Here is an 8,784-nt window from a genome sequence, read left to right as displayed (position 1 = left end):
CGCCGCCGTCAGTTCGGCGATCTGCTGAAGGGTCGCGTTGACGTCGGCGGTCAGCGTGGTCGTCATGGACTGGACCGAGACGGGGGCGTCGCCGCCCACCGCCACCGGCCCGACCTGGATGCGCCGCGAACGGCGGCGCTCCGCGAGCGGTCGGGCCGGTACGGAGGGCAGGCCGAGCGACACGGGCTCGACAGCTGTCATCGCGACGTCACTTCCCGCGGTTGCCGGTGACGGTCTCCCGGGTCGCCCTGATGGACTCCTTGAGGGAGGTCATCGTGGCCAGGACGGCGGTCGGCTCGTACCCGCAGTGCGCCATGCAGTTGGCGCAACGCGGGTCCTTGCCGCGGCCGTACTTGCTCCAGTCGGTTTCCTCGACGAGCTCCTTGTACGTGGTCACGTAGCCGTCGCTCATCAGGTAGCAGGGGCGCTGCCAGCCGAACAGGGAGTAGTTGGGGATCGCCCAGGCGGTGCAGGGGAAGTCGACCTTGCCTTCGAGGAAGTCCAGGAAGAGGGGGCTGTGGTTGAGCCGCCACTTCTTGCGGTTGCCGCCCGAGAAGGCCTTCTTGAACAATTCGCGCGTCTGCTCCACGCCCAGGAAGTGCTCCTGGTCGGGAGCCTTCTCGTAGGCGTACGCCGGCGAGATCATCATCTCGTCGACCTGCAGGTCGTCATTGAGGAAGTTGAGCACCTCGATGATGGTCTGCGGGGTGTCGGTGTTGAAGAAGGTCGAATTGGTGGTGACCCGGAACCCGCGCCGCTTGGCCTCCTTGATCGCCTCCACCGCCTCGTCGAAGACGCCCTCCTTGGCGACCGACTCGTCGTGCCGCTCGCGCAGTCCGTCGATGTGCACGGCGAAGGCGAAGTAGGGCGAAGGGGTGAACTTGTCCATCTTCTTGCGCAGCAGCATGGCGTTGGTGCAGAGGAAGACGTACTTCCGCTTGGCCACCAGCTGCCGCACGATCTCGTCGATCTGGGGGTGCATCAGCGGTTCGCCGCCGGCGATCGACACCATCGGCGCGCCCGATTCCAGGACGGCGCCCACGGCCTGTGCCACCGGCATGCGCTGCTTCAGCACGCCCGCCGGGTGCTGGATCTTTCCGCAGCCCTCGCATTTCAGATTGCACGCGAAAAGTGGCTCGAGTTCGACGATGAGCGGGAACTTCTCGCGCCTGCGGAGCATTTTCTGTTCGAAGAGGTAGGTGCCGACCCTGATGGACTGTCGGAGTGGCATGGCCATCTAGCTCACCTCCAGGGGAGCGCGGTAGAGCGGTGCCAATCGAGAAAGGCAGGAAGAAGGTCCCTCAGCACGCGGAAAGCGGTGATCCCCGTGCGGAGCGTGCCGACCCGCACGAGCTCGAACTCGGGCGTGTCGACGACCACGCGGGCCGCGGCGACCGGGCGTGGACCCCGGGCGAGCGCGGCCCGCATCATCGCCGCCGACTCCATGTCGACGGCGACGGCACCGGTGGCCCGGAGCGCCGCGCGCTCCGGGCCGCGTACGACGTGGTCCGACTCGGCGAGCCGGCCCACGTGCACGGTGTGTCCCGCCGCCTTGAGGGCGGCGGCGAGTGATTCCCCGTCATGCGGCTCGTCGGCGACGACCACGTCGCCCGGCCGCATCCCGGGGGCGAGCCCGGCGCAGAAGCCGGTGGTGAGGACCGCGGCGGTGTCCAGGACGGGGTCGCGCAGCGCGGCGGTGACGGCGCGTTCCGCGGCCTGCGGCCCCATGCCCGTGCGCACGAAGGCGACCGGGCCGGCGGCGTGGCTGCGGTCGCCGCCGCGCAGGGCGAAGCGTTCCACCCGCAGCGCGCAGACGATGAGCAGAGGTGGGCCGGACGGCCCCATCAGGCCCCCTTCCGTAGCCCGCCGAACGGCTCGCCGCGCACGTAGCGCCCGAGGGCGGTGAGCGGGAAGACCATCCGGTAGAGGTGGTAGTTGATGGAGAAGTCCCGGGGGAAGCCGGTGCCGGTGAAGTACGGCTCGTCCCAGGACCCGTCCTCGTTCTGGGTCCGGGCCAGCCAGCGCACCCCGCGCTCCACGGCCTCGCCGTCGCGCTCGCCGGCCGCCAGCAGGGCCAGCAGGGCCCAGGCCGTCTGGGAGGCGGTCGACTCGCCGCGGCCGATCCACTCGTCGGAGGAGTACGAGCGCAGGTCCTCGCCCCAGCCGCCGTCCTCGTTCTGCACGGACTCCAGCCAGCCCACCGCCCGCCGGATCGCGGGGTGGGACGCCGGCAGCCCGGCCGCCACGAGGGCCGGGACCACCGATCCGGTGCCGTAGATGTAGTTGACGCCCCAGCGGCCGAACCAGGCACCGTTGCGCTCCTGTTCGGCGAGCAGCCAGTCGATGCCGCGCCGGGTGTGCGGGTCGTGCTCCAGACCGAGGGCGGCCAGCATCTCGACCACGTGGGCCGTGACGTCGGCCGACGGCGGGTCGATGACCTCGCCGAAGTCGCAGAAGGGCAGCCGGTTGGGGAAGGCGCTGGTGTTGTCGGCGTCGAAGGCGCCCCAGGCGCCGTTCTTCGACTGCATCCCCACGTTCCAGCGGACCCCGCGGTCGACCGAGGCTTTCAGCCGTTCCGGGTCCGGGTGGTCGACCCTGAGCAGGGCGAGGACCACTTCCGCGGTGTCGTCGATGTCCGGGTAGGTGTCGTTCTGGAACTCGAACGCCCAGCCGCCGGAGGGCAGGCCGGGCCGCTGCACGGCCCAGTCGCCGGACTTGGTGATCTGCTCCCCCAGCATCCATTCCGCCGCCTTGACCAGTGCCGGGTGGTCGGCGGGGACGCCCGCGTCGGCCAGCGCGATGGTCGCCAGGCAGGTGTCCCAGACCGGGGACTGGCAGGCCTCGATCATCCGTGTGTCCTTGTCCGGCCAGACCGCGAACTCGTCCAGCGCCTTCAGTCCGGCGCGCAGTACGGGGTGGTCGAGGTCGTAGCCGAGCAGGTGGAGAGCGATGACGGAGTACACGGCGGGCGGCTGGATGCCGCCGAAGCAGCCGTCGTTCTCCTGGCGCTCGATGATCCAGCGCGCCGCCGAGCGCATCGCGGCCCGCCGCAGCGGACGGACGCTGACCTTGCGGTAGGCGTGCAGGGCCCGGTCGACCCGCTGGAAGAACCCGTCCCAGCTGGACAGCGGCGCCCGCGGGACCGGCGGGTTGGGCCGCGCGGGGTCGGTGTGCAGTTCGTCGAGGGTGAACGGGGCGGGCCGTACCGGCCGGTGGGCTCCGACGATGGTCAGCGGCACGATGGTCTGCCGGGCCCAGCTGGCGAAGGAGTAGATGTTGAGCGGAACCCACTTGGGCAGGTAGATGAGCTCGGGGGGCAGCTCCGGGAGGTCCTCCCAGCGCCACCAGCCGAACAGCGCGAGCCAGATCCGGGTGAAGACCCGCGACCGCGCGATCCCCCCCTGCTCGCGGACGAAGGCCGACGCGGCGGCCATCCACGGCTCCTCCGGGGCGTCCCCGGCCAGCCGCAGCGCGACGTAGGCCTCGACGGTGGCCGAGATGTCGCCGGGCCCGCCGTGGAAGGTGGGCCAGGCGCCGTCGTCGCGCTGCTGGGACCTGATCCAGCGGGCGGCGGCCTCGGTGACCCGCTCGTCCTGGATGCCGAGGAACTGACGGAGCAGCAGGTCCTCGGCGTCCATCGTGACGTTGGTCTCGAGGTCGCCCTTCCACCAGCCGTCAGGATGCTGACGCGCCAGCAGGTGGCCGGTTGCCCGGCGCGCGGCCTCGGCCGCGAGCTCCTCGGTCGTTCCGGTGTCCCCGCCGGGCTCGGCGGCTGATGCCGGTTCCGGGATCGCGCCCGAGGCCTTCGTTCTGGCCGAGGGTGTCCCGGGGGCCGCCTCGCCCCCGGAACCGCCGTCGGTCGTCGCTGTCATGGCTTCCCCTTTGCACAGTCGTTCTGTCTGCGGTGTTGGGGCTGCCGTCGGCCGTCACGCGCGCCCGGCCGGCGACGTACTGCGCTCCAGTTGTGTCCTTACTTCTCGCGAACCACCACGAAATCCGCCAGGCCCACGAGCTTACGGCGAACTTCTCCCGGCATGTCCATTTTGTCGAGTGCGGCGATCGCGGTGGCGTACTGCCTGCGGGCTTCCCGGGAGGTCCACTCCCGGCCACCGGCCTCCTCGATCAACGCCGCCCTCGTCGCGAACTCTTCCTCGTCGAAGGACTCGATATCATTACGGTCGGATGAATCCGAGGCCTTCGCATCCGCTGCCAGGAGTTCGGCGAGGCGCTGCGAGGCGGAGCCGCCCGCGGCCAGCGCCGCGACCACCGGCAGGGACTTCTTCCGCTGGCGCAGGTCGCTCCAGGTCTGCTTGCCGGTGGCGGCCGGGTCGCCCCAGATGCCCAGCAGGTCGTCGATGGCCTGGAACGCCAGGCCGAGGTGGTAGCCGTACTCCTCCAGGGCGTCGGCGTCGGCTTCGGAGGCGCCGCCGAGCACCGCGCCAATGGAGCAGGCGCAGGCCAGGAGGGCGCCGGTCTTGTTGCCCTCCATCTCCAGGCACTCCTCGACGGTGACCCGCTCGCGGTGCTCGAAGGAGATGTCCTGGGCCTGACCGTCGATCAGCTTGCGGGTGGCGGTGGTGAGGCGCCGGGTGGCCCGGCCGGCCTCGACGGTGCCCTGCTCCAGCAGGATCTCGTTGGCGAGGGCGAAGAGCGCGTCGCCGACCAGGATGGCCTGGGCGGGGCCGTGCACCTTCCACACGGTGTCGCGGTGGCGGCGCTGCTCGTCACCGTCCATCAGGTCGTCGTGCAACAGCGAGAAGTTGTGCACCAGCTCCACGGCGACCGCGCCGGGGACTCCCACCTCGGGTGCGGCGCCCGCCGCCTCGGCGGACAGCAGCGCGAGTGCGGGGCGTACGGCCTTTCCGCTGTCGCCGTGGGACGGGTTGCCCGCGGCGTCGATCCAGCCGAAGTGGTAGGCGGCGACGGTGTCCATCGGGGGTGCGAGGCGGTCCACGGCGGCGCGCAGCACCGGCGTGGACAGCTCGCGGCCGCGCTCCAGCAGCGCGGCCACGGTCTCTCTGTCGACGCCCGCGGTCATCTGCTCGTTGCCAGCGGTCACATTCTCTCCTCTGATTGCACTGGTGATGCTCATACCGGCTCCAGGCCTTCGATTGCGAAGGTACGTGGGTCGAAGGGATGGCGGAGTGCGGTCAAAGCTGCTCGGGAGGCTTGCAAACCGCTGCGGACCGCGCTTTCCATCGTCGCGGGCCAACCGGTGGCGGTCCACGCGCCGGCGAGCCAGACACCCGGCGCGCGGGTACGAGGTCCCGGGCGGAGGGCGCCGACACCGGGGGCGGGCGCGAAGGTCGCGGTCCGTTCCCTGGTGACGAAGAAGTCCCGTACGGCGGCTTCCCGCGCGGCCGGGAGCAGCCGCTCCAGCTCCGGCAGGTAGCGCCCCCGCAGCTCGGCCACGGGGAGGTCGATCTCCTCCTGGGCCGCCGACTGGGACAGGGCGACATACTGTCCGCCGCCGGTCAGGCCGGAGTGCTCCGTGCGGTCGAAGACCCACTGCACAGGGCTGCCGAGGGCGGCGAAGAAGGGTTGCCGCAGGACCTGACGGTCGTACACCACGTGCACGTTGAGGATCGGCGCGTTGCCGATGCGCAGCAGCGCGTCCTGGTCCTCCAGGGCGCCGGTGGGGAGCAGCCCGTGGGCCTCGTGCTGCGGCACGGCCAGGACGACGGTGTCGGCCGTGAAGCGCTCGGCGCGCCCGGGTCCGGTCTCGGCCTCGACCTCCCAGACCGGGCCGTCGCCCCTCGGGCCGCCGTCGGCGGACCGTACCGGCTCGGGTGCGTCCGTGCGGGTGAGCGAGGTGGCGCGGGCACGCAGCAACGTCCGCACGCCGGCCTTGTCCAGGGCGGTGCGGGCGCGGTCGTCGTGCAGCTCGCCGAGCGGCCGGGCGGCCCAGCCGATGTCCGCCGCGCCCGGCGCGGAGAGCAGCCCGGTCTTGAAGACCATGGCTGCCAGGCCCAGTGACGCCTCGTCGGCCGTGGCGTTCAGCGTCGCGACGCCGACCAGGTCCCACAGCGCCTCGACGGTGCGGGCCGACTGGCCGCGCCCCCGCAGCCAGCTGCCGAAGTCGACGGCGTCCAGCGCCGGGTCGGCGGGGTCGAGCGAGCGCAGCGCGAGCGCGGCCCGCCCGACGGACGCCCGCTCCGCCAGCGACAGGTGAGGATAGGTGGCCAGACTGGCGGCCAGGTGCAGCGGTACGGGCAGCCCCGCGCGGCGCAGCCGGCCGAGCCTGGGCCGCGAGGTGGCCACGTCGAGCACCGGCACGTCGAGCCGCTCCTGGAGGGTGACCAGGTCGGCCGCGTCGATGCGCTCCAGGAACCGCAGGTAGGCGACGCAGCACCGCAGGAAGACATGCTGGCCGTTGTCGACGGTCAGGTCACCGCGCCGGAAGGAGAAGGCGAGCCCGCCCAGCCGGGGCCGGGCCTCGAGCAGGGTGACGCGCAGTCCGGCGTCGGCCAGGGCCAGTGCCGCCGTCGTGCCCGCGAGCCCGCCGCCGATCACGACGGCAGTGCGCTCAGCCATGCGTCCTCCCCCGGGTGCCGCCGCGCGCGGAGCGGCGCACCGTTGCCGACAGTGACGCCTCCGGCATGACCGCGGTTGCCTCACGGCGGCGGAAAACGGCGCTTTTCCGTGACGCTGCCGCTCCCGTGCCGGTTGCGGTGCTTTTGCCGGTGCGGAGGAAGAGGCCCACGGCCGATGGGGCGGGTGTCACACGCGCCCCCTGGCGGCACGTCGGGCGTCGAGACCGGCGAGGCCGCGCGCCGCGACATACGCCTTCTGATGACCGGGCAGCGAGACCCGGCCGCGCAGGACGGCCTCGGGATCGGCGGCGATGCGCTCCAGAAGGCGGCGGTAGATGCCGGCCATGGCGGAGACGCAGGCACCGCTGCGGCGGTCCAGCATGGGCAGCAGCTGGTACCCCTCGGCGAACAGCGCGCGGGCCCGCTTCACCTCGAACTCGACCAGGCCCGCGAAGTCGGACCCCGGCGGCGGGGTGTCGGTGAGGAACCCGTCGGAACAGCCGAATTTCGCGAGGTCGTCGGCGGGCAGGTAGACGCGTCCGTTGGAGGCGTCCTCACGCAGGTCCCGCAGGATGTTGGTGAGTTGCAGGGCGAGCCCAAGGGTGTCCGCGTACTCCGCGGCGCGCTCCCGGCCGGGCGCGCCGGGCAGGGTGCCGAAGACACCGAGCGAGAGCCGGCCGATGGCCCCGGCGACGCACCGGCAGTAGGACGCGAGATCCTCCCAGGTCTCGTAGGTGTCACCGCGCAGGTCCATCTGCACGCCGTCGATCAGCTCCTCGAGCCCGCCGAGGGGGATCGGGAAGCGGCGGGCGGCGTCGGCGAGCGCGACGGCCACCGGGTCGGTGTCGTCGTCGGTGACGACGCCCTCCCGGATCCGGGTGAGCAGGGCCCGGGTCCCGTCCAGCCGCCGCTGCTTCTCGGGGAGTTCGAGGTCGCCGTCGCCGATGTCGTCCACCCGCCGGGAGAAGGCGTACAGGGCGGACATGGCCTGCCGCTTGGGGGTGGGCAGCAGCCGGATGCCGTAGGCGAAGTTCCGGGCCTCGTGGCCGGTGACGACCTCGCAGTAGCGGTAGGCCGCGAGCACCGGTCCGGACATGCGATCGGAGCCGTTCACAGTCCGGCTCACCCCTCTCTTCGCAATGTCGACCCCACCTCGCGCAGCAGGCTGAACTTGCCCGCCTTCGGCGGACCCGGCAGCACGTCGTACCCCGCGTCCGCGATCGCCCGCAAGGCGGCGCGGCCTCCTCCGGCGAACCCGGCGAGCAACAGCCTGAGCCTGCCGTGGACGCTACCCACCAAGGGGGTGCCTTCATTCAGGAGGTCTCGGGCGCGTTCCGCTTCGTACGCAACGAGTGCGCGCACCTGTGCGCCCGCGGTCGCGGCGGTGAGATCGGTTTCGGTGACGCCGAAGCGCTTCATGTCCTCGGCGGGCAGGTAGATACGGTCGCGGCCGAGGTCCTCGGTCACGTCCTGGAGGTGCTCGATGATCTGCAGCGCGGTGCAGATCGCGTCCGAACGGCGGATCCGCTCGGGCGTGGCGGTGCCGGTGATGCCGAGCACGAGCCGGCCGACCGGGTTGGCCGACAGCTCGCAGTAGGCGAGGAGGTCCTCGTAGGTGGCGTAGCGGCGGACCACCTGGTCCTGGCGGTTGGCCTCGACCAGGCCCTGGAAGGGCGCGGGCGTCAGGCCGTGCCGCCGGACGGTGGGCAGCAGCGCGCGCAGCAGAGGGTGGCGGACGTCGTCGGGGCCCGCGTCGAAGACCCGGCGCAGGTCGGCCTCGAAGGCGTCGAGCATGGCGAGGCGGTCCCCCGCCGCCTCCGCGGGCAGTCCCAGGCGTACGGCGTCCGTGCGGCCGCCGTCGGCCAGGTCACCGTCGCCGATGTCGTCGACGAGCCGGGCGAAGCCGTAGACGGCCATCAGGTCGGCGCGCCAGGAGCGGGGTACGAAGAAGGGTGCGACGGGGAAGTTCTCGCGGGCCGCCTTGTCGAGGACGGCACGTGAATGGGGGTCCGGCGCCGTGACAGCCCGCGCCTCGGGCTTGAGACCGGTCACCGTGGACGTCCCGGTGTGCGGGCGGTGGGTGCTTTCTCCCCAGGGGTCCACAGAGCCATTGCCGTCACATCCCCCGTTCTACACCGATAGCCCATTACACCCAATTTCGGACACGCCGCTCCTATAATTCCTGCTCCCGGCCGTCCCGGCACTCGAACCGACTCTCCGGACGTATCGCCCGAGATCCGGCGATTGAGTA

General features: G+C 71.8%; 8 protein-coding genes. All 8 read right to left on the bottom strand.

Features of this window, described 5'->3' with window-relative positions; genetic code table 11:
* On the bottom strand, window positions 1–201 hold a 201-nt coding region (locus AC3EUJ_RS16150; RefSeq protein ID WP_431961913.1), incomplete at its 3' end, for a flavodoxin-dependent (E)-4-hydroxy-3-methylbut-2-enyl-diphosphate synthase.
* 7 nt (window positions 202–208) lie between these two features.
* On the bottom strand, window positions 209–1,237 hold the full coding sequence (gene hpnH / locus AC3EUJ_RS16145) for an adenosyl-hopene transferase HpnH (protein ID WP_431961912.1): 1,029 nt from the start codon (window positions 1,235–1,237) through the stop codon (window positions 209–211).
* A 5-nt stretch (window positions 1,238–1,242) separates the two neighbouring features.
* Complete coding sequence (locus tag AC3EUJ_RS16140) at window positions 1,243–1,845, bottom strand: phosphorylase family protein (RefSeq protein ID WP_431961911.1); 603 nt, start codon at window positions 1,843–1,845, stop codon at window positions 1,243–1,245.
* Window positions 1,845–3,872 (bottom strand): squalene--hopene cyclase, encoded by a 2,028-nt coding sequence (gene shc / locus AC3EUJ_RS16135; protein WP_431961910.1) that lies wholly within the window; start codon window positions 3,870–3,872, stop codon window positions 1,845–1,847. The genes AC3EUJ_RS16140 and shc overlap by 1 nt, the downstream gene beginning before the upstream one ends.
* A gap of 98 nt (window positions 3,873–3,970) precedes the next feature.
* The gene (locus AC3EUJ_RS16130) at window positions 3,971–5,092 is read right to left on the bottom strand and encodes a polyprenyl synthetase family protein (protein WP_431961909.1); all 1,122 of its coding nucleotides are present in this window, start codon (window positions 5,090–5,092) and stop codon (window positions 3,971–3,973) included.
* Entirely contained in the window at window positions 5,089–6,534 is a 1,446-nt protein-coding gene (gene hpnE, locus AC3EUJ_RS16125; RefSeq protein WP_431961908.1) for a hydroxysqualene dehydroxylase HpnE, read from the bottom strand. The genes AC3EUJ_RS16130 and hpnE overlap by 4 nt, the downstream gene beginning before the upstream one ends.
* Window positions 6,535–6,720: 186 nt before the next feature.
* Complete coding sequence (gene hpnD / locus AC3EUJ_RS16120) at window positions 6,721–7,629, bottom strand: presqualene diphosphate synthase HpnD (protein WP_488180960.1); 909 nt, start codon at window positions 7,627–7,629, stop codon at window positions 6,721–6,723.
* 26 nt (window positions 7,630–7,655) lie between these two features.
* On the bottom strand, window positions 7,656–8,585 hold the full coding sequence (hpnC, locus tag AC3EUJ_RS16115; protein ID WP_431961906.1) for a squalene synthase HpnC: 930 nt from the start codon (window positions 8,583–8,585) through the stop codon (window positions 7,656–7,658).
* Window positions 8,586–8,784: the final 199 nt, after the last annotated feature.

It is taken from the genome of Actinacidiphila sp. bgisy160, assembly GCF_057707815.1.
Note: the sequence above shows the minus strand (reverse complement) of the source record. Positions and strands in the feature narration are given on the sequence as shown.

Excerpts from the sequence above, each read along its gene's own strand:
- shc (WP_431961910.1), bottom strand. The coding sequence starts at position 3,872 with ATGACAGCGACGACCGACGGCGGTTCCGGGGGCGAGGCGGCCCCCGGG.
- AC3EUJ_RS16130 (WP_431961909.1), bottom strand. The coding sequence starts at position 5,092 with ATGAGCATCACCAGTGCAATCAGAGGAGAGAATGTGACCGCTGGCAAC.
- hpnD (WP_488180960.1), bottom strand. The coding sequence starts at position 7,629 with ATGTCCGGACCGGTGCTCGCGGCCTACCGCTACTGCGAGGTCGTCACC.
- hpnE (WP_431961908.1), bottom strand. The coding sequence starts at position 6,534 with ATGGCTGAGCGCACTGCCGTCGTGATCGGCGGCGGGCTCGCGGGCACG.
- hpnH (WP_431961912.1), bottom strand. The coding sequence starts at position 1,237 with ATGGCCATGCCACTCCGACAGTCCATCAGGGTCGGCACCTACCTCTTC.
- AC3EUJ_RS16140 (WP_431961911.1), bottom strand. The coding sequence starts at position 1,845 with ATGGGGCCGTCCGGCCCACCTCTGCTCATCGTCTGCGCGCTGCGGGTG.